The sequence below is a fragment of the Pseudomonas sp. zfem003 genome (genome assembly GCF_032621675.1).
In the GTDB taxonomy this organism is placed as follows: domain Bacteria; phylum Pseudomonadota; class Gammaproteobacteria; order Pseudomonadales; family Pseudomonadaceae; genus Metapseudomonas; species Metapseudomonas otitidis.
Genome location: NZ_JAVYJG010000014.1, coordinates 34,147 through 53,583, shown reverse-complemented (window position 1 = coordinate 53,583; position 19,437 = coordinate 34,147). Strand labels below are relative to the sequence as shown.

The 19,437-nt window shown below is 69.8% G+C and carries 15 protein-coding genes; 4 read left to right on the top strand and 11 right to left on the bottom strand.

Features of this window, described 5'->3' with window-relative positions; translation table 11 throughout:
* Window position 1: 1 nt before the first annotated feature.
* From RTK35_RS28475 to RTK35_RS28455, 5 genes are all read right to left on the bottom strand, one after another.
* Window positions 2–853 carry a triphosphoribosyl-dephospho-CoA synthase gene (locus RTK35_RS28475; RefSeq protein WP_316909556.1) on the bottom strand — a complete coding sequence of 284 codons (852 nt, stop codon included), beginning with the start codon at window positions 851–853 and terminating at the stop codon, window positions 2–4.
* Window positions 853–2,517, bottom strand: coding sequence for a malonate decarboxylase subunit alpha (gene mdcA / locus RTK35_RS28470; protein WP_316909555.1), 1,665 nt, complete (start codon window positions 2,515–2,517; stop codon window positions 853–855). The genes RTK35_RS28475 and mdcA overlap by 1 nt, the downstream gene beginning before the upstream one ends.
* 173 nt (window positions 2,518–2,690) lie before the next feature.
* A complete protein-coding gene (locus RTK35_RS28465) occupies window positions 2,691–5,126 on the bottom strand; it encodes a TonB-dependent receptor (protein WP_316909554.1) in 2,436 nt (811 codons plus the stop codon).
* Between the two features lie 225 nt (window positions 5,127–5,351).
* Window positions 5,352–6,350 carry a FecR family protein gene (locus RTK35_RS28460; protein WP_316909553.1) on the bottom strand — a complete coding sequence of 333 codons (999 nt, stop codon included), beginning with the start codon at window positions 6,348–6,350 and terminating at the stop codon, window positions 5,352–5,354.
* Window positions 6,350–6,928, bottom strand: a complete 579-nt coding sequence (locus RTK35_RS28455) for an RNA polymerase sigma factor (RefSeq protein WP_142013488.1) — start codon at window positions 6,926–6,928, stop codon at window positions 6,350–6,352. The genes RTK35_RS28460 and RTK35_RS28455 overlap by 1 nt, the downstream gene beginning before the upstream one ends.
* Window positions 6,929–7,065: 137 nt before the next feature.
* On the opposite strand from RTK35_RS28455, the gene RTK35_RS28450 reads away from it, so the two are divergent.
* Complete coding sequence (locus RTK35_RS28450) at window positions 7,066–7,614, top strand: RNA 2'-phosphotransferase (protein ID WP_268193557.1); 549 nt, start codon at window positions 7,066–7,068, stop codon at window positions 7,612–7,614.
* Window positions 7,615–7,745: 131 nt separating this feature from the next.
* Here RTK35_RS28450 and RTK35_RS28445 read toward each other — a convergent pair whose 3' ends face one another.
* The 5 genes from RTK35_RS28445 to RTK35_RS28425 form a co-directional block, all read right to left on the bottom strand.
* Window positions 7,746–8,147 carry an ExbD/TolR family protein gene (locus tag RTK35_RS28445; protein WP_044407112.1) on the bottom strand — a complete coding sequence of 134 codons (402 nt, stop codon included), beginning with the start codon at window positions 8,145–8,147 and terminating at the stop codon, window positions 7,746–7,748.
* 1 nt (window position 8,148) lies between these two features.
* Window positions 8,149–8,856, bottom strand: coding sequence for a MotA/TolQ/ExbB proton channel family protein (locus RTK35_RS28440; protein ID WP_107330984.1), 708 nt, complete (start codon window positions 8,854–8,856; stop codon window positions 8,149–8,151).
* Between the two features lie 34 nt (window positions 8,857–8,890).
* Window positions 8,891–9,709, bottom strand: a complete 819-nt coding sequence (locus RTK35_RS28435) for an energy transducer TonB (protein WP_316909552.1) — start codon at window positions 9,707–9,709, stop codon at window positions 8,891–8,893.
* Window positions 9,710–10,552: 843 nt separating this feature from the next.
* On the bottom strand, window positions 10,553–11,458 hold the full coding sequence (locus RTK35_RS28430; protein ID WP_316909551.1) for a TauD/TfdA family dioxygenase: 906 nt from the start codon (window positions 11,456–11,458) through the stop codon (window positions 10,553–10,555).
* A 36-nt stretch (window positions 11,459–11,494) separates the two neighbouring features.
* Entirely contained in the window at window positions 11,495–13,837 is a 2,343-nt protein-coding gene (locus RTK35_RS28425; RefSeq protein ID WP_316909550.1) for a TonB-dependent receptor, read from the bottom strand.
* Between the two features lie 361 nt (window positions 13,838–14,198).
* On the opposite strand from RTK35_RS28425, the gene RTK35_RS28420 reads away from it, so the two are divergent.
* Window positions 14,199–15,128, top strand: a complete 930-nt coding sequence (locus RTK35_RS28420) for a LysR family transcriptional regulator (RefSeq protein ID WP_142013476.1) — start codon at window positions 14,199–14,201, stop codon at window positions 15,126–15,128.
* Between the two features lie 542 nt (window positions 15,129–15,670).
* Here the strand turns inward: RTK35_RS28420 and RTK35_RS28415 are convergent.
* Window positions 15,671–16,717 carry an ABC transporter substrate-binding protein gene (locus tag RTK35_RS28415; protein WP_316909549.1) on the bottom strand — a complete coding sequence of 349 codons (1,047 nt, stop codon included), beginning with the start codon at window positions 16,715–16,717 and terminating at the stop codon, window positions 15,671–15,673.
* 278 nt (window positions 16,718–16,995) lie between these two features.
* Between RTK35_RS28415 and RTK35_RS28410 the strand changes: the two genes are divergently transcribed.
* Together RTK35_RS28410 and RTK35_RS28405 are read left to right on the top strand one after the other, a co-directional pair.
* Window positions 16,996–18,585: an ABC transporter permease gene (locus tag RTK35_RS28410; RefSeq protein WP_316909548.1), complete on the top strand. Its 1,590-nt coding sequence runs from the start codon at window positions 16,996–16,998 to the stop codon at window positions 18,583–18,585.
* Window positions 18,582–19,433 carry an ABC transporter ATP-binding protein gene (locus tag RTK35_RS28405; RefSeq protein ID WP_316909547.1) on the top strand — a complete coding sequence of 284 codons (852 nt, stop codon included), beginning with the start codon at window positions 18,582–18,584 and terminating at the stop codon, window positions 19,431–19,433. The genes RTK35_RS28410 and RTK35_RS28405 overlap by 4 nt, the downstream gene beginning before the upstream one ends.
* Window positions 19,434–19,437 lie beyond the last annotated feature (4 nt).

Here is a 19,437-nt window from a genome sequence, read left to right as displayed (position 1 = left end):
GTCACAGGCTCCCGGCTTGATCGAGGAACAGGCAGGCGGCCAGCAGGTCGGCGGCTCCGCCCGGGGATACATTGAGGGCCAGCAGGCGCGCCTCCAGGGCGCGCAGCTGACGGCGCCCGGCGAGGCTGGCGGCGCCCCCGGCGGCGAGCACCGCGCGGGCACCGTCGCGGGTGGCCTGCAGCCCTTCCGGGCCGGCGCGCCAGAGCACGCAGGTATCGGACAGCTCGGCCATGATCGCCAGCAGCGCATTGAGCCGGGCGTTCTGCTCGCCGGCTCCGGCCGCGCGGCTGCGCTGCAGCTGCGGCAGGCCGTGGCCGAGGGCGGCGGGGAAGCCCAGCTGGGCTTCTTCCCGCGCACCGCGCACGCCGTAGCGACGGCACACCTCGGCCCCGTGGCTGCGCGGCGCGGGGGCGGCGGGGTCGTCGATCAGGGCGATGCGCGCGGCCCGCAGGGCGATGGCGCGGGCGTCGCGGCTGTCGGGCTCCAGCGCCCAGGCCGCCACCAGCAGGCCGAGGGCCCAGATGGCCCCCCGGTGGGTGTTGACCCCAGCGGTGGTGGCGAGCATCGCTGCCTCGCCTTCGCGGCCGATGCGGCCCAGGGCTTCGCGCAGGGGCACGCCGACCTCGCCGTGCTGCAGGGCAACCTCGGCCATCTGCCGGAAGCAGGGCCAGAGCGACAGCGCCGAGGCGTGCATCAGGCCCAGGTGCAGGTCGGTGTGGGCACCGCTGCCGCGCCGGTCCACCAGGCCCGGCTTGGGCGTGAGGTCGGCCTCGTCGATCAGGGCGTCCACCGCCCGGTCCGCCAGCCAGTCGGCCAGGGGCAGGTCGGCGTCGCGTAACGTGACTGCGCTCATCACCAACTCCTGAAACGGGCGGGCGGGTTGTAGAGGCCGCCGGACCACTCCACCAGCTCGGCGATGCTCTTGGCGGCGAGCAGTTCGCGGCTGGCGTCGGTGCGACGGATGCCGAGGTCCTCGGGCAGGGCGATCAGCCCTTCGCGGCGCATGCGCTCGGTGTCCCTGGGGTCGTGGCGCAGGCCGATGGCGGTGACCCCGGCGACGGCGGCGATCATGGCGCGGCGTTCCTCATCGGAGCGCGCCTTGTACAGGTAGGCGATGCCTTCCTCGGTGAGCAGGTGGGTGACGTCGTCGCCGTAGATCATGATCGGCGCCAGGGGCATGCCGGTCTTGCGGGCCACGTCGACGGCGTCGAGGGTCTCGACGAAGGTGGGTTTGCCGCCTTCCTGGAAGGTCTCGACAAGCTGCACCACCAGCTTCTTGCCGCGCGCCAGCAGGGCCTCGGGTTCGGCGCGCATGTCCAGCCAGGCGGGGGTGGAGTGGCGCCGGCCACGCGGGTCGTGGCCCATGTTCGGCGCACCGCCGAAGCCCGCCAGGCGACCCCGGGTGACGGTGGAGGAATGGCCGTCGCCGTCCACCTGCAGGGTGGCGCCGATGAACAGGTCCACCGCGTACTGCCCGGCCAGTTGGCACAGCATGCGGTTGGAGCGCAGGGAGCCGTCGCGGCCGGTGAAGAACACGTCCGGGCGCTGGGCGATGTAGCCCTCCATGCCCAGCTCGGTGCCGAAGCAGTGCACGCTTTCCACCCAGCCGGTCTCGATGGCGGGGATCAGCGTCGGGTGCGGGTTGAGCGTCCAGTTGCGGCAGATCTTGCCCTTCAGGCCCAGGGACTCGCCGTAGGTGGGCAGGATCAGCTCGATGGCGGCGGTGTTGAAGCCGATGCCGTGGTTGAGGGACTGGACGTTGTGTTTCTCGTAGATGCCGCGGATCGCCATCATCGCCATCAGCACGTGCACCGGCTTGATGTGGCGCGGGTCGCGGGTGAACAGCGGCTCGATGTAGAAGGGCTTGTCGGCCACCACCACGAAGTCCACCCAGGAGGCGGGGATGTCCACGCGCGGCAGGTCGCGCACGTCGTCCACCAGCTGGTTGACCTGGGCGATGACGATGCCGTCGGAGAAGGCCGTTGGCTCCACCAGGGCCGGGGTGTCCTCGGTGCTGGGGCCGGTGTAGAGGTTGCCCTCGCGGTCGGCCATGAAGCCGGCCACCAGGGTGACGTTGGGGATCAGGTCCACCACCAGCCGCGAGTACAGCTCGATGTAGGTGTGGATGGCGCCGACTTCCAGCAGGCCGTCTTCCATCAGCTGGCCGATGCGCAGGCTCTGCGGGCCGGCGAAGGAGAAGTCCAGCGTGCGGGCGATGCCGCGTTCGAACAGGTCCAGGTGCTCGGCGCGGCTGACGCTGGGCATGATCATGTGCAGGTCGTGCAGGCGCCCGGGGTCGGCCTTGGCCAGGGCGCGGGAGAGGAAGTCCGCCTGCTTCTGGTTGTTGCCTTCGAGCACCACCCGGTCGCCGGGGGCGATCAGGGCTTCGAGGGCCTCGACGATACGCTCGCCGGGCAGCACCGCGCCGTCGGCGAGGTGGCGCACGCGGTCGAGGCGGCGCTGCTTTTCCGCGCGCCGACGCGACCACTGCGGCGGGGAGGTGGGTGTTGTTGTCATGGTGGCTCCACGGGTTCCGCTGTCGTGGAGCGAACCTTAGGAGCGCGACCGGCTGGTCATCAATCAAGCCCGGCGGCGGATCGTTACGGCGAAGTTAACGATCCGCTGCGGCGGGGGGCCGGATTTAGGGCGGACCCCGCTTCACCGGTCCACCATGCGGAGTGGACCGGCACTCAGAACTCCAGGGTGCTGGAGAGCTGCACCAGGCGCGGGTCGCCGATGGAGACGTTCCACTGGTTCACCGAGGAGCTGTAGTAGGTCTTGTCGAAGAGGTTCTTCACGTTGAGCTGGAGCTTGAGGCGCTTGTCGTTGCCCAGGGGCGTTTCGTAGCTGGCGAAGGCGTCGGCGACAGTGTAATGCGGCAGCTCGAAGGTGTTCTCGGCATCCCCCTCGCGGTCGCCGACGTAGCGGCCACCCAGGCCGGCACGCAGGCGGTCGCCGTCGAACAGCGGGCCGAAGTCGTAGACGGCGGAGAGCGAAGCGGTGTGACGGGCGACGTTCTGCAACGCATTGCCCTTGAGCGTGGGGTCGCGGGTCACTTCGGCGTCGGTGAAGGCGTAGGTGCCGATCAGGCTGAGGTTGTCGGTCAGTTGCCCGGTCACATCCAGCTCGATGCCCCGTGAGCGCACTTCACCGGCTCCGCTGGCGACGGTGTCGGATTTCCCGTCGATCGTCACGTTCTGGGTCACCAGGACGTTCTCCTTGACGATGTCGAACAGCGCCAGGGTGCCGGTGATACGGCCGGGCATGTCCAGCTTGGCGCCGAGCTCCCAGCTCTTGCCCTCCTCCGGGGCGATGCCGTTGATGGACGCGGTGCCGGTCAGCGGCGCAATGGTGGAGTTGGGCTTGAACGACTCGGTGTAGCCGCCATAGAGGGACAGCTCGTCGGTCATCTTGTAGACCAGGCCGACCCGGGGCACCCATACCTGGCCGTCGATGTCGGTGTTTTTCTTGAACGGGCGGCCCCGGCCGGCGAGCTGGTCGTAGAGCTGGTAGCGGGCCCCGGCGATGAAGATCCACTGCTCGTTGAGGTGCACCGAGTCCTGGAAGAAGGCGGACTGGCTGACCACGCGGTCGGTCTGGTCGCTGTCGCCGGCGGCCACCGTGGTGGGCACCGGCACCTGGCCGTACACCGGGTTCCAGGGGTTGAAGCTGACGGTGGTGGTCTGGCGGATCAGGTCCTCGCGGAAGAACTTGCGGTACTCGTGGTCCACGCCCATCAGCAGGTCGTGCTGCATGCCGCCCAGCTGCACCTGGCCGTCCAGGTCGAAGGTGGCGAAGTGCTCGGTGCTCACCGCGCCACGGGTGCCATCCAGGCGGCGCCGAAGCGTGCCGTTGGCGTTCTGGCTCTGTACCCGTGCCTGATAGTCATCGTAGCTGTCGCGGTTGTAGCTGTAGGCGAAGTGGGCCTTCCAGGCCTCGTTCAGCTGGTGTTCGAGGTCGAGGATCATCAGGTCCGACCGGCCCTCGGTGACGTTGTAGGGCTCGTCCAGGCGGCGGTTGGCGGGCACCGCCAGGGGCTTGCCGTTGAGGAAGATGGTGCCGCGGTCGAAGGGGGTGCTGTACTCGCGGTGCTCGAAGCTGAGGTTCACCGTGGTGTCTTCGCCGTACCAGGCGAAGGAGGGAGCGAAGGTCTTGTCGCGGCTGTGGCCGAAGTTGCGCCAGTAGTCGGCGTCGTCGTAGTCGGCGATCACCCGGTAGGCCAGGCCGGAATCCCCCAGCGGGCCGGTGACGTCGAGGGTGCCGCCGCTGCCGTCCTTGCCGTCGCCGTAGGTGGAGGCGCGCGCGGTGATGGCGCGGTAGGCCTGCAGTTGCGGCTTCTTGCTGATGACGTTGATCACCCCGCCCGGGTCGAGGATGCCGTAGAGCATCGAGGACGGGCCCTTGAGCACTTCCACCCGCTCGGCGCTGGCGGTGAGGTTGCGGCCCTGGATGGTGCGCATGCCGTCGCGCAGGATCGAGCCGTCGCGGTTGTCACCGAAGCCGCGCTTCATCACCGCGTCCAGGGTGCTGCCGAGGGTGTTGGCCTGGGTGATGCCGCTGACGTTGGCCAGGGCGTCGTCGAGGTTCTGTGGCTGCTGGTCCAGCAGCGCCTGGGCCGGGACCACGGCCACCGCCTGGGGGATGTCCAGCAGCGGGGTGTCGCTGCGGGCCAGGCGGGTGGTGGGCGGTGGCTGGTAGCTGGCGGCGCCTTCCGCCTGGCGGGTGCCATCGACGTTCACCGCGCCCAGGTCGAGGGCGTCGGAGCTGGCCACCGGCACCAGCGTCAGGGTGCCCGGTGCCGCCTCGGTGAAGCTGAAGCCGCTGCCGGCCAGCAGGCGTGCCAGGGCCTGCTCGGCGCTCATACGGCCCTTCACGGCCGGCGCATTGCGCCCTTCCGGCAGGGCCTGGGTGTAGACCACCGCCAGCCCGGTGCTGCGGGTGAAGGTGGCCAGGGCCGGGGCCAGTGGCTGCGCCTCGATGGCGAAGACCTGCTCCCGCGCCAGCGCCGCCGGGGCCTCGGCCAGGGCCTGGGGCACCCAGGGTGCGCTCCCCAGGGCGAGCAGGGCCGAGACCAGTCCGAGGCGCTTGAAGGCGCCGCGCTGCAACCGCGATGAGCTGTGATTCATGTAAGGCGTACCCCTGGCTGTGGCTTCTCGTTGCGAATAAATCGCATTCCATCACCCCTACACGGATGCCGAGCGGGAACACCTCACCCCTGCCCTGAAGTTTTTTTCCACAGGCGGCAGGCGACGTCGGAACGGCGCGGACGGTTTTCCACAGGCCACGGCGTTGCCGTGACCGACAGGCGGCGGAGACGCGAGAAGGAAGGGCGGCGGAATGCGGCTGACAGCTCAGCGCAGGACCATCACCCGGCCCAGCACTTCGTGGCGCTGGAAGCCGAGCACGGCGCCCAGGGCATCCACCACGGCGCGAGGGTCATTGTTGGGGAAGCTGCCGCTGACCCGTTGCCCGGCGAGGTCGGTGTCCAGCAGCAGGATGCGGCCCGGGTAGTAGCGGCCCAGCTCGTCGAGCACGTCGGCCAGCGGCGTCTTGTAGAAGGTCAGCCGGCCCTGGCGCCAGGCCAGCTGGGCCTCGGCATCCACCGGGTAGACCTCCCCCCCGCGGCCGTCGAGGTAGCGCACCTGCTGGTTGGCGGTGAGCACCTGCTGCGGGGCATCCGCCCGGGCACGGACGCCCACCCGCCCCTGCTCCACGGTGACCCGTGCGCCGCCGAGCTGCAGGCGCACGCCGAAGCGGGTGCCCAGCACGCGGGCCTCGCCCCCGGCCGCTTCCACCACGAAGGGCGGCTCGCCATGGGTGACCTGGAAGTAGGCACCGCCCCGGTGCAGCACCACGTGGCGCTCATCGGCGCGGTAGTCGACGCTGAGGGCGCTGTCGGCATCCAGCACCACCCGGGAGCCGTCGGCCAGGGTGAGGGTGCGCACTTCCCCCGGCGCGGACACGTAGTCGGCACCCAGGTCCTGCAGGCGGTCCAGCGGGTGCCAGCCGCCGGCCCAAAGCATCAGTACCAGGCTGGCGGCCATGGCCAGCGCCGCGCTCCAGCGGGCGCGCCGCTGCGAGGGCACGGGACGCGGCGCCAGGTACTGGCGCAGCTGGTCCGCCTCCTCGTCCGCCAGCAGCGCGGCGGCCGGCCAGGTGCGGCGCCAGAGCGCCTCGGCCTGGGCGTAGGCATCGATGTGGCGGACGTCGGCGTAGAGCCAGCGCTCGAAGGCCTCGCGCTGGCCGGCATCGGGATCGTCCTGCATGCGCCCCGCCCACAGCCAGGCCGCCTGCTCGACGGCGCTCTGGCGAGGGCTGGCCGCTGGCGGCCGCTGTGGATCGGGCTTCATCAGGTCGCGCTCCCGGGCGATGGGCCGGCGGAGGGCTCCGCCAGGCTGGCCTTGCAGGCCTCCAAGGCGCGCATCATATGTTTTTCCACCGCGCTCTGGGACAGCCCCATGGCCTGGGCGATCTCGCCGTAGGTGCGGCCGTGGATGCGGTTGAGCAGGAAGATGTGCCGGGTGCGTTCAGGCAGTGCACGCAGGGCTGCCTGCACGTGGCGCAGGTCGTGTCCGGCGGCCAGGGCCGCCTCCGGGTCGGCGGGCTCCGGCAGGTGCTGCTCGGCCAGCAGGCCGGCCTCGGTACGCGAGCGCGAACCCTCGCTGCGCAGGTGGTCGATGGCCATGTTGCGCGCGCTGCGCAGCAGGTAGGTGGCGAGGTCCTCCACCTGGGCATCGGCGCGCCGCCAGAAGCGCAGGAACAGCTCCTGCACCAGGTCCGCCGCCGTGGCCCGGCAGCGCACCTGGCGATTCACCAGCGCCTCCATGCGCGAGCGCTCGGCGAGGAAGGTGCGCAGCAGCACCTCGCGCGGCGCGGCTTTCGCGCGCTCGGCCTCGGCAAGGGTCGGCGGGAGGGGCTGGTCGGGCATGGAGAAGCCGGCGGGGCCAGGAAGGGAGCGAGATGATAATGCTTATCAAATAGACCTGACTAGGGACGATCCCCCTGCCGCCGACCGGTGACTGCCTTTAAAATGGCCGCCCCATGGACGACACGACCCCACCCCGAATGGACAAACGCCTTACCACCCTCAGCAAGTACCTCAGCTACCTCCTGCGCCACCAGCCCGGCGCCATCGGCCTGACCCTGGACCGCGAAGGCTGGGCCGACCTCGACACCCTCATCCGCCTCGCCCGCGCCACTGGCCAGGCCATCGACCGCGAGCAGGTGCTGGAGGTGGTGGCGAGCAACGACAAGAAGCGCTTCAGCCTCTCCGACGACGGCCAGCGCATCCGCGCCGCCCAGGGCCACACCGCCACCGGCGTGGCCATCGACTACGCCGAGCAGGTGCCGCCGGAGCACCTCTTCCACGGCACCGCCTCGCGCTTCATGGAGGCCATCCGCGCCCAGGGCCTGCGCCCCGGTCGCCGCCACCATGTGCACCTCTCGGACCAGCGCGACACCGCCATCGCCGTCGGCACCCGCTACGGCCAGCCGGTGCTGCTGCGCATCGCCGCCGCACGCATGCACCAGGCCGGGCATCGTTTCTACCGGGCGGACAACGGCGTGTGGCTGGCCGATGCCGTGCCGCCGGCGTTCTTCGAGGTGGAGGATTGAGCGCCACGCCCCTCCGTTCTGTCCCACCGCCGGGGCGGTGAACGCGGTCGGGCCGGCTACAGGGCGCACAGGCCCCGCGTGGTCATAAAAAAGGCCGCCCGCCCCCTGCCTGAAGGCGGGCAGCCAATCCTTCAGCGAGCGGTAATCACCGCCAGCTTGGTGATCCCGGCCCGCTCGATGGAGGCCATGGCCTTGGCCACCGCACCGTAGTCCACCTTGTCGTCGGCCTGCAGCTGCACCCGCAGCTCGGCATCCTTGGCCTTGGCGGCCTCCAGGTTGGCCTGCAGCAGGTCGGGCTGGATCTCGTCCTTGTTGATGAACACCTTGCCCTCGCCATCGATGCTCACCACCAGCGGGTCCTTCTGGTCCGGCGGGGCGACGGCCTCGGTCTTGGGCAGGTTGATGGGGATGGCGTTGGTGAGCAGCGGCGCGGTGACGATGAACACCACCAGCAGCACCAGCATCACATCCACCAGCGGGGTGACGTTGATCTCGGAGAGGACCTCGTCGCTGTCCTGAGTGGAGAAGGCCATGTCAGGACGCCTCCTTCACAGCGCCGGCCGCACGGGCCGGAGCGGGGTTGACGATCAGCCTGAAGGCGCTCTTCTGGGCCAGCAGGTAGAAGTCGTGGGCGAAGTCGTCGAGGTCGGCGGCGGTCAGCTTGAGGCTGCGCAGGAAGTAGTTGTAAACCAGCACCGCCGGCACCGCGACGGCGATGCCCACCCCGGTGGCGACCAGCGCCGCACCGATGGGGCCGGCCACGGTCTCCAGGCTGGCGGAGCCGGCCAGGCTGATGCCCTTGAGCGCCTCCATGATCCCCCACACGGTGCCGAACAGCCCGATGAAGGGCGACGTAGAGCCGATGGAGGCCACCACCGCCAGGCCCGACTCGAGGGCGCGGCGCTGGCGCTGGATCTGCTGGCGCAGGGCGCGTTCGAGGCGGTCCTGGTGGTTGATCGCCTGGCTCAGGTCACCGGGCTGGCCACCGGGCACCTGCAGGGCAGCAAAGCCGGCGCGGGCCACATCGGCCACGGCCCCGCCATGGCCCTGCACCAGCTCGGCGGCGCTGTCCAGGCTGGTGGCGCTCCAGAAGCGCTTCTGGAACTGGCGGTCGCGGTGCTTCAGGCGGGCGAACTGGATGGCCTTGACCAGGGCCAGGCCCCAGGTGACGACCGAGAAGCCGATGAGCAGCCAGATGACCAGGTGCTCGACGGAGCCGAAGGGGTTGCTGATTAGGTCCATGGTGCAGTCCTCACAGGGCGCAGGGCGCCGGTATTCAGTTCAGTTTGAAATCGATGGGCACGCTGACCCAGCCGTCCTGGGCCACGTCGCCGCGCTTGGCGGGGACGAAGGTCCAGCGCTTGACGGCCTTGACCGCCGCCTCGTCGAGCAGGTCGCGGCCGCTGCTCTTCTGCACCTGCACCTCGCTGGGCGAGCCGCTGGCCAGCACATGGACCCGCAGCAGCACCGTGCCTTCCCAGCCACGGCGCTGGGCGAAGGCGGGGTATTCCGGCGCCGGGTTGCGCAGGTAGCCGGCGTTGGCCGAGGGCGGCGTGACCGGAGCCGGAGCGGGCGGAGCCGGGGGTGCCGGCGGCGCGGGCGGGGCCTCCACCTTCGGCGGGGGTGGCGGAGCCTCCACCGGCTTGGGAGCCGGTTTCGGCGCGGGCTTGGGCACGGGTTTCGGCTTGGGCACCGGCTTGGGCGGCGGCGGTTTCACCGCCAGCTCCTCCACCACCGGGGGCGGCGGCTCGACGACCGGCGGCGGGGGTGGTGGCTCAGGGGGTGGCGGCTCCACCACGGGCGGGGCCGGTGTGGTGAATTCGATGGTCATCGGCGGCACCTGGGGCGGCACCTCGGGCAGCGGCGGCGTGGGCTTGCTGCTGACCCAGTAGAGGACGCCGGCATGCAGCACCAGGGCGAAGGCCCCCAGCAGCCACGCCTCGCGGCGACCGAGCACGCGGGCCTGGCCGCTGCGGAAGCGGGAGGCGGCCAGCGCCTGGCGCACCTGCACGCCCAGGTCGCGCACCTCACCCGGCGCGCGCGCATCAGGCCACGGCAGGCCACTTGCGCTGTCGGCCTTGAGGACATTGCCCATCGGCAGGACTCCTGGTTGAAGAAACCGGCCGGGGCCGGTGATCGAAAACGGGCGGCTGAGCCGCGTAAGGGCCGATCCAGAGCGGTCGGCCACGGCGGGAATGATTGGTTCGGACGCTTATCCCATAAAGTAATTTTTAATGATTTTGTAATTACTTTAGGGAATATAAATTTCTAACCAATTGATTAATAAAGGGTTTTAAAGTCCGATGCCTTGGCGGCATTGAAAATATGCCGGGAAGGCATCGAAAGACCGCGCAGGCGGCGGTTTGGGATGGACGCCGTGTCGGGTGGACGTCGCGTTTCACGCCCACCCGCGGTGTTGCAGGTGGCGCCAGCGGTGGACCGGTGAAGCAGGGCCCACGCCACCGATCCGCAGCCAGCCACAACGATGGGCTTCGCACAGCTCAGCCCATCCTACGGACGGAGCTGACCCGTAGGATGCGGTGAGCTCGGCGAACCGCATCGGTGCGTGGCAGGGATGTAGGAGGTGGTTCAACCGCGATGCAGGTGCTGATCGCGAACCGTAGGAGCGAGCTCTGCTCGCGAAGCGTCAGCCCCGAGATCGGGAGCGGGGGCCTCCCCGGACTGAAGTCCGGGCTACGGCGATGGACCGGTGAAGCGGAGCCCAGACCACCGATCCGCAGCCAGCCACAACGATGGGCTTCGCACAGCTCAGCCCATCCTACGGACGGAGCAGGCCCGTAGGATGCGGTGAGCTCGGCGAACCGCATCGATGCGTGACAGGGGTGTGGGGTGGTTCAACCGCGATGCAGGTGCTGATCGCGAACGAGACCGGAGAAGCCGCCGGGCGACGAGCGTCGCCCGGCGGAGGGTGGCGGTATCAGCCCTTGCGGGTGGTGCGGCTGTGCTGGCCGTCGATGCCCACCGGCACGTCGCCGGCCAGGGTCACGCGGCGCACGATGCGCGGCTGGGTGTCGTAGTCATCCACGGCGTAGTGCTGGGTGGAGCGGTTGTCCCAGATGGCCACGTCACCAGGCTGCCAGCGCCAGCGCACGGTGTTCTCCAGGCGCGTCACGTAGCCCTGGAGGACGGCGAAGATGTGCGCCGAGTCGGACTGGGACAGGCCCTTGAGGCGTTTGACGAAATGCCCCAGCAGCAGGCTGCGTTCGCCGCTGACGGGGTGCACGCGCACCACCGGGTGCTCGGTCTCGTAGACGGTGGAGGTAAACACCTTGCGGTACTCCTCCAGTTTTTCCACCGGGGCGTTGGGGCGCACGCCGGCGTAGTCGTATTCGTTGCTGTGGATGGCCCAGAGCTTGTCGGCCAGCTCGCGCAGTTCGCCCGGCAGGTCGTTGTAGGCGGTGGCGGTGTTGGCCCAGACGGTGTCGCCGCCGGCGGCCGGGGCCACCACGTTGCGCAGGATGGAGGCCTTGGGGTAGGCGTCGACGAAGGTCACGTCGGTGTGCCAGGAGTTGGCCCGCTGGCCTTCGGCGCCGTCGAGCTGCAGCAGGTAGCGGGTGCCTTCGCGCACCGGCACCGTGGGGTGGGCGACAGGGTCGCCGAGCAGCTTGGCGAAGGCCTCCTGGCCCTGGTCGTCGAGGTGGGTCTGCCCACGGAAGAAGATCACCTTGTGACGGACCAGGGCGGCCTGGATGGCGTCCACGGTGGCGGCGTCCAGCTCGGCGGAGAGGCTGATGCCACGGATCTCGGCGCCGATGCGTCCGGCGATGGGGTGGATGTCCAGCTGGATCTCGGGCTGCTGGGTGGCCAGTGCTGCGTTGCTCATGGTGCGGTCCTCGCGTTGGGTGGGTGGTGCTGGGGGTCAGAAGTCGTAGCGCAGGGAAACGCCGGCGGTGCGCGGGGCGCCCACCGAGGCCGTGTAGGCGCCGTTCAGGTAGGCGAAGGCGCTCAGGTAGTAGTCGGTGTCGGTGGCGTTGCGCACCCAGATGGAGGCGTCCACCTGGCCATCGCCCAGGTCGCGGCGCACGCCGGCCGAGAGGTTGACCAGGCCGTAGCCGTCGATCTTGGAAAGGTCGGAGTTGTCCAGGGTGCCTTCGGCCTCGGAACGGTAGGCGTAGCTGGCGGTGAGGTAGGGCTCGATGCGGTTCTCCAGCTGCCACTTGTATTCGCCGCTGAGGTTGGCGATCCATTTCGAGGCACCGACCACGCGCTCGCCGGTGAGGTCGCAGGTGGCCGGCGCGCCGGGAGCGGTGCTCACCTCGCCGGGGCACGGGGCGTCCTTGAAGCTGAGGTAGGTGACGTCGTTGTAGGAGCCGTTGAAGCGCAGGGTCAGCCCGCGCAGGGGCAGCGCGGTGGCTTCGAACTCCAGGCCGCGCGAGCGCACGCTGCCGGCGTTGGCCAGCACCTGCACGACGTTGGTGGAGCCCGGCGCCTGGTACAGGGTGGTGGCCTGGTAGCCGTGGATGCCGGTCCAGAACAGGTTGGCGTTGAGCTGCAGGCGGTTGTCCAGCAGGGTGCTCTTGAAGCCCAGCTCCGCGTCGTTGGCGCGCTCGGGCCCGACCACCAGGGAGTCGGCACCGGCCACCGGGGCCGAGCCCACCGCCAGGTTCACCCCGCCGGACTTCTCGCCATGGGCCAGGGAGGCGTAGCCCAGCAGGTCGTCGTCGAACCGGTAGGCCAGGTTCAGCAGGAAGGACGGTGCGGCGTTGTGCAGGCTGAGGTCGCCCGAGTCGTAGGCGCCCAGCTGCGCCGCGCGGATGGCGGCGGCCTGGCCGCTGACGGCAGCACCGCCCACCGGGGCGAAACGCTCGACCTTGGCGTCCTTCTCCTCGTAGGTGCCGCGCAGGCCGGCGGTAAAATCGAGGCGGTCGGTGAGGTGCCAGGTGCCCTGGGCGAACAGCGCGTAGCTGTCGGTCTCGATCTTGCCGTTGGCCTGGGTGCTGACGTTGTTGAAGGCGTTGAGGTTGGCACCGAGCAGGAACAGGTCGGCCCGGGAGCCGTAGTCGGTGAAGGACTTGTTGCCCAGGTTCTGGTTGAACACGTAGGCGCCGACCACGTAGTCGAAGGCGCCGCCGGTGGGCGAGGCCAGGCGGATCTCCTGGGAGAACTGGCGGTCGTGCACTTCCACGCCGGTGTTGAGCAGCGCCGGTACGTTGAGGCTCTCGTCGTTGGCCGGGGTGAAGTGCCAGTAGCGGTAGGCGCTGATGGAGGTGAGGGTGTAGCCGCCGGCGAGGTTCCAGTTGGCCTCCACCGAGCTGCCGCCCTGGTGGACGCTGACGTTCTGGCGGCCGTCGATGTTGACCTTCCTGTCGTCCGGGTCGCGCACCGGCGAGGCACCCGCCAGGGCCGCGCGCTGCCAGTAACGGGCCGGCGCGCCGTAGACCACCATGGTGCCGGTGCTGGAGTCCTCCTCGTTGTAGTCGTTGATCCAGCGCAGGTTGAAGTCGTCGCTGGGCTTGAACAGCAGTTGCCCGCGCACGCCCTGGCGCTCGCCACCGTTGAGGTCGTCGCCGGTGTGGATGTTCTTGATGAAGCCGTCGTCGCGGGTGCGGTAGGCCGACAGGCGTGCGGCGAGGGTGTCGGTGAGGGTGCCGTTGACCGTGCCCTTGGCCTGGAAGTAGCCGTCCTGGCCGCCGGAAACCTCCACCGTGCGCTCGGGGCTGAAGGTGGGGGCGCGGGTGCTGATGTTGAGCACACCGGCGGTGGTGTTCTTGCCGAACAGGGTGCCCTGGGGGCCACGCAGCAGTTCCAGCTGCTCGATGTCCAGCAGGTCGAACACGGCCATGCCCGGGCGACCGAGGTAGACGTTGTCGAGGTAGACCCCGGCGCTGCCTTCGAGGCCGTCGCTGGCCGGGTTGTTGCCGATGCCACGCACCGCGACGCTGGATTGCCGCGCATGGATGAACGCGACGTTGACGCTGGGTAGCACCTGCTGCAGGTCCTGCACCTTGTAGATGCGTTGGGCTTCGAGGTTTTCCCCGCCCAGGGTGGTGATCGGCGTGGGGACGTCCTGGGCGTTTTCCTCACGGCGACGGGCGGTGACGGTGACCTTCTGCAGGGCCACGTCCTCCTCGGCCTTCGGGTTGTCGGCAGGCCGCTCGGCGGCCCAGGCGGGGGCGTTGCCGAAGGCCAGCAGCAGGGCCAGGCTGGCGTCGAGGCGGCGCAGGGTGAAGGGCGGTCGCAAGGCGGTACGGCGGTTTCTCATGATCGGTTCCTTGGCATCGGGCCCGGCGCCGGGCCGAGCGGGGCCACGTCACCCAGGCGGGCAACGGCGGCACGGTGTTCAGGGAGTGCGGGGGCGGCGCGGGGCGCTCAGCCGCCGGGGCGGTGCCTCAGCGACACCCCATCCGGACGGACATGGGACACGGGCACGGCGGCAAGGCGATGGGCATGGCAAGCGGTTTCATGGTGCAGGTCCCCCTCTGGGCTGGGCCATATACTTATTCCATTTAAATCTTATTTATCTATTTAAGCTTCGTTGACGGAATAAGAGCCTGCATTTAAAACCAGCCCCCAGAGGCCGGCAAATGCCTTCGCCCTATATTTTCGATGCCGGAAGAGCATGTATGGACCTGCGCCAACTCCGTTACTTCGTCGCCCTGATCGAACACCGCAGCTTCGTCCGCGCGGCCGATGCCATGGGCATCACCCAGCCGGCCTTCAGCCGCAGCATCCAGGGCCTGGAGCAGGCGCTGGGCTGCCAGCTGGTGGACCGGGGCAACAAGGACCTGCGCCCCACGCCGGAGGGCCAGGTGGTGCTGCAGCACGCGCTGCGCCTGGTGCAGGGCGCCAGCAACCTGGTGCACGAGATCAACCAGATGACCAAGCTGGACGCCGGCGAGCTGCACTTCGGCTGCGGCCCGGCGCCAGCGGCGAGCCTGGTGCCGGATGCGCTGGCAGCGTTCATCCGCCGCCATCCACGGGTGAATGCACGCTTCGAGGTGAACAACTGGGAGACCCTGGGCCGTTTGCTGGCGCGGGAGGAGATCGAGTTCTTCATCGCCGACATCCGCCAGTTCGAGACCGACCCGAACTTCCAGACCCGCGAATTGAGCCCGCGCCGGGGGCGTTTCTTCTGCCGGGCGGGGCATCCGCTGCTGGCCAAGGACAGCCTCTCCACCAACGACCTGTTCGACTACCCGCTGGCCGCCACCCGGTTGCCCGCGGGGGTGCGCAAGCTGCTGGCCGGCTTCAGCGGCAAGGCCGATTTCAGCCTCAACGTGGAATGCGAACACGTGCCCGCGCTGGTTCAGGTGGTAAGCCAGACCGATGCGGTGGGCCTGGCCATGCTGGAAACCCTGGCGCCCCACCTGGAGCGCGGCGAGCTGGCGCTGCTGGGCTTTCGCAACCTGCCGGAAAACCTGGACAGCCTCTCCGCCCGCTGCGGCATCGTCACCCGCACCGGCTACCGCCTCTCCCCCGCCGCGCGGGCGCTGATCGAGATCATCGTCGAGCGGGACCAGGCCGACGCGGCGCCAGAACGCCAGAGCGCCTGACGGACGCGGCCCGTGGGGGTTCCTGTCGGTGGGCTGAGCTGTGCGAAGCCCATCATGGCCGGACGCCTCGGGCTCGATGCGGTTCGCACGGCTCACCGCATCCTACGGACGGCTCCCATGCGCCTGGAGGGCGGCCCGCCGGTCCACGATCGGGGCCGACCGCAACTCCGTCGGTGGGCTGAGCTGTGCGAAGCCCATCATGGCCGGGCGCCTCGGGATCGATGCGGTTCGCGCAGCTCACCGCATCCTACGGGCGACGACCAGGCGCCTGGCGGGCGGCCCGCCGGTCCGCTATCGGGGCCAACCGCGACTCCGTCGGTGGGCTGAAGCCCACCCTACGAATCGGTGCGCGGAGGCGAGCGTAGGATGGGCTGAGCTGTGCGAAGCCCATCGTTGCAGGGCGCCTGAGGTGCGATGCGGTTCGCACAGCTCACCGCATCCTACGGACGGCTCCCAGGCGCATAGGGGGCGGCTCACCGCCCCACTATCGGGGCCAACCGCGACTCCGTCGGTGGGCTGAAGCCCACCCTGCGAATCGGAGTTCAGCGCGAGGCCTGGGCCTGCTCGGCCAGGGCGGCATCGAGGAAGCGCGGTTCGGCCCAGTCGCTCACCTGGAAGGGTTTGCGGATCAGCCGCTGTTCGGCGGCGAAGTCGACGCCCTTCTGCAGGCGGGCGAGGAAGTCGGCATCCAGGCGCGGGTCGAAGATCGTGTGGAAGCTGTCGTCCTTGAGGTCGGTGCCGAGGATCACCGGCGGGTAGCTGGCCAGGCGCGAGACCAGTTCGACGTAGGCCTGCTTGTGGTTGTCGTCGCGCAGCCACTCCACCGCCTGTTGCTGGGCCTTGACCAGGCGCGCGGTGACCTCGGGGTACTCGCGGACGAAGGCGCCCGTGCCCACCAGCACCGCCTGGGTGCTGCCGGCGCCGCCCAGGTCGCGGGTGCTGAGCGGCAGTTCGGCGAGGCCCTTCTCACGCAGGGCGATGAGCCCGGCCAGGCCCCAGGTGGCGTCCACTTGCTTGGCCGCGAGGGCGGCGTTGGCGGCGTTGAAGTCGAGGTTGATCACCTTGTAGTCGCGTTCGGACAGGCCTCGGCTGGCCAACGCGTTGGCGAAGGACAACTGGTTGGCGGTGCCGCGGAACACCGCGACGCGCTTGCCCTTGAGGTCTTCCAGGGTCTTGATCCCCGAGCCGGGCACCACGCCCAGGTAGCTCTTCACGTCGCGGGCGGTGGCGCTGAGCAGGCGGGTGTCGAGGCCGCTGGCCTTGCCGATGATGGCGGCCAGGTCGCCGAGGTAAGCGAAGTCCACCTGGCCGTTGGCCAGGGCTTCGTTGATCACCGGGCCGGCGCCCTTGAAGAACAGCCATTCGACGCGGATGCCGTCGGCGGCGAATTCCTGTTCGAGGATCTGCCGGCTGCGCAGCACGTCCACCACGCCACCGCCGCTGTGTTCGCTGCCGGCGCTGAGGTCGGGCACGGCGATGCGCAGGGTGCTGGGGGCGGCTGCCTGGGCAGGCAGGGCGAAGGTGCCCAGCCAGCCCGCCAACAAGGCGGGGACGAAGCGCCCGATGAGGCGCGGCAGGGAAAGGGACATGGCGGAGCTCCTGTGGATAAGGTCGATGGCGGCACCTTATCCACAGGCTTAAAGGCAAATTAAATAATAAAAACTCATTCACTTATTCCCTGGATGCTTAAGTCAGCACTGCCGCACCCGCCAGGCCGGTATGCGCCGCGCGCATGGAAAATATTCGGAAAATGCATTTGCCGCCCTCCCCCGCCGCTCCCTATGAATAGCCCTTCTTATCCCTGGAACAGCAGAAGCCGACGCTTCTTATGCCTCCGGGAAATATTCATGGCGCGCCGGGAGACCCGATGAGCACGATCCAGACGCCGTTCCCCACCCTGCCCCTGCCAGCCGTGCGCCGACGCCCCCGGGTCGGTGCCGTGCTGCTGCCCTGGGCCCTGCCAGCCGCGCTCCTGCTGCTGTGGTGGCTGGCCGCGCGGGGCCAGTGGATGTCCGGCCAGATCCTGCCGTCTCCGGCGCTGGTGTGGCAGAGCGCGGTGGAGTTCGGTTCCGGCGAGCTCTGGGCGCACCTGTGGATAAGCCTGCAGCGGCTGCTGCTGGGCTTTGCCCTCGGGGTCGCCGCCGGCACCCTGCTGGGCACCTGGCTGGGGCTGTCGCGGCGGGCCGAGGCGCTGGTCTACCCGAGCTTCGTGGCCCTGGCGCAGATCCCCACCCTGGCGTGGATCCCGCTGTTCATGCTGCTGTTCGGCATCGGCGAAGCGCTGAAGCTGGTGGTGCTGGTCAAGGCCGTGGTGGTGCCGGTGACCCTGCACACCCTGGCCGGCGTGCGCGATGCCCAGCCACGCCTGCGCGAGGCGGCGGCGGTGCTGCGCCTGCCGCCGCACCTGCTGGCCTGGCGCCTGATCGTGCCGGCTGCCCTGCCCGCCTTCATGGCCGGGTTGCGCCTGGCCCTGGCCACCGGCTGGACCTCGCTGCTGGCGGTGGAGCTGCTGGCCTCCAGCGAGGGCATCGGCTACCTGATGGTCTGGGGCCGCCAGCTGTTCATGCTCGACCTGGTGTTCGTCTGCATCCTGGTGATCGGCCTGGTGGGCGCGCTGATGGATCGCGGCATCAACCTGCTCGACGCCCGCCTGCTGTTCTGGCCGCACCCGGCCACCGCCGAGCGCCCACGCGGTCCGCACCTGCGGGGATGGCAGCGCTTGCAGGCGGCGGTGCTGCCCCTGGTGCTGCTGGCGGTGTGGCAGGCCAGCAGCAGCCTGGGCTGGGTCGACGCCAATATCCTCGCTTCCCCGCTGGAGGTGCTGCGTGCCCTGCACCAGGGGCTGCTGGATGGCAGCCTGCCCACGGCCATGGGTGCCAGCCTCAAGCGCACCGTGGCAGGCCTGGCGCTGGGGGGCGGCGCGGGGTTGGCGCTCGGTCTGCTGCTGGGGCTCTCCGCCCGTGCCGAGCGCTTCGCCGGCCCCAGCCTCTCGGCCCTGCGCCAGGTGGCGATCTTCGCCTGGGTGCCGCTGCTCACCGCCTGGTTCGGCCTGGGGGAGGCGGCCAAGCTGGCCTTCGTCGCCCTGGCGGCCTTCTTCCCCCTGTTCATCGCCACCCAGCGCGGCGTCCTGGCGCTCTCGCCGCAGCTCGGCGAGGCAGCGCAGGTGATGCGCCTCGGCCTGGGCCAGCGCCTGCGCCTGCTGGTGCTGCCGGGTGCGGCACCAGCGATCTTCGCCGGCCTGCGCCTGGGGCTGATCTACGCCTGGCTGGGCACCATCGGTGCCGAGTACTTCATGCCTTCGGACGGCGGCATCGCCAGCTACATGCTCGGCGCGCAGCAACTGTTCCGCATGGACCAGGTGATGGCCGCCATGGTCCTGGTGGGCCTGGTGGGTGCGCTGCTGGGCACCCTCGGACAACGCATCGAAGCGCGCGCGACGCGCTGGAGAACCGCATGAACGCATTCCACCGGGTGTCGCCACCCGCCACGACCCGCGCGCCGACGGTGCGCTTCGCCGGGGTCGGCAAGGTCTTCGAGGTGGATGGCCAGGATTTCCAGGCCATCCAGGACTTCAGCCTGGATATCGAGGAGGGAGAGTTCATCGCCATCGTCGGCTCCAGCGGCTGCGGCAAATCCACCCTGCTGCGCCTGCTGGTGGGCCTGGACACCGCCTTCGACGGCCGCATCGAGGTGGACGGCCAGCCGGTGCGCGGCATCGGTGGCGAACGCGGCATCGTGTTCCAGGAGCACCGCCTGTTCCCCTGGCTGACGGTGGCGCAGAACATCGGCCTGGGCCTGGTCAACGAGAAGCTGGAGCGGGCCGAGCGCGCCCGGCGCATCCAGCAGTTCGTGCAGCTGGTGGGGCTGGGCGGCTTCGAGGGGGCCTACCCGCACCAGCTGTCCGGTGGCATGGCCCAGCGCGTGGCCATCGCCCGGGGGCTGGTGGCGAGCCCGCGCATCCTGCTGCTGGACGAGCCCTTCGGCGCCCTCGATGCGCTGACCCGCCAGCAGATGCAGGACGAGTTGCTGGCCATCCGCGCGCGCCAGCGCATCACCACCCTGCTGGTCACCCATGACGCCGAGGAGGCCATCTACCTGGCCGACCGCGTGGTGGTGATGGCGCCACGCCCGGGGCGCATCAAGCAGGTGGTGGACATCGACCTGCCGCGCCCGCGCCAGCGCACCGGCCATGACTTCCACCAGGTACGCGAGGCGCTGCTGCACCAGCTCACCGGCGATGGCGACTACCGCCCGCCGCAGCCGCCCCGGCTGGCCGACCTGCCATTCGAATCCATCGCCCTCTGACCCT

Coding starts and splice junctions, on each gene's coding strand:
- RTK35_RS28475 (WP_316909556.1), bottom strand. CDS start 853: ATGAGCGCAGTCACGTTACGCGACGCCGACCTGCCCCTGGCCGACTGG.
- mdcA (WP_316909555.1), bottom strand. CDS start 2,517: ATGACAACAACACCCACCTCCCCGCCGCAGTGGTCGCGTCGGCGCGCG.
- RTK35_RS28465 (WP_316909554.1), bottom strand. CDS start 5,126: ATGAATCACAGCTCATCGCGGTTGCAGCGCGGCGCCTTCAAGCGCCTC.
- RTK35_RS28460 (WP_316909553.1), bottom strand. CDS start 6,350: ATGAAGCCCGATCCACAGCGGCCGCCAGCGGCCAGCCCTCGCCAGAGC.
- RTK35_RS28455 (WP_142013488.1), bottom strand. CDS start 6,928: ATGCCCGACCAGCCCCTCCCGCCGACCCTTGCCGAGGCCGAGCGCGCG.
- RTK35_RS28450 (WP_268193557.1), top strand. CDS start 7,066: ATGGACAAACGCCTTACCACCCTCAGCAAGTACCTCAGCTACCTCCTG.
- RTK35_RS28445 (WP_044407112.1), bottom strand. CDS start 8,147: ATGGCCTTCTCCACTCAGGACAGCGACGAGGTCCTCTCCGAGATCAAC.
- RTK35_RS28440 (WP_107330984.1), bottom strand. CDS start 8,856: ATGGACCTAATCAGCAACCCCTTCGGCTCCGTCGAGCACCTGGTCATC.
- RTK35_RS28435 (WP_316909552.1), bottom strand. CDS start 9,709: ATGGGCAATGTCCTCAAGGCCGACAGCGCAAGTGGCCTGCCGTGGCCT.
- RTK35_RS28430 (WP_316909551.1), bottom strand. CDS start 11,458: ATGAGCAACGCAGCACTGGCCACCCAGCAGCCCGAGATCCAGCTGGAC.
- RTK35_RS28425 (WP_316909550.1), bottom strand. CDS start 13,837: ATGAGAAACCGCCGTACCGCCTTGCGACCGCCCTTCACCCTGCGCCGC.
- RTK35_RS28420 (WP_142013476.1), top strand. CDS start 14,199: ATGGACCTGCGCCAACTCCGTTACTTCGTCGCCCTGATCGAACACCGC.
- RTK35_RS28415 (WP_316909549.1), bottom strand. CDS start 16,717: ATGTCCCTTTCCCTGCCGCGCCTCATCGGGCGCTTCGTCCCCGCCTTG.
- RTK35_RS28410 (WP_316909548.1), top strand. CDS start 16,996: ATGAGCACGATCCAGACGCCGTTCCCCACCCTGCCCCTGCCAGCCGTG.
- RTK35_RS28405 (WP_316909547.1), top strand. CDS start 18,582: ATGAACGCATTCCACCGGGTGTCGCCACCCGCCACGACCCGCGCGCCG.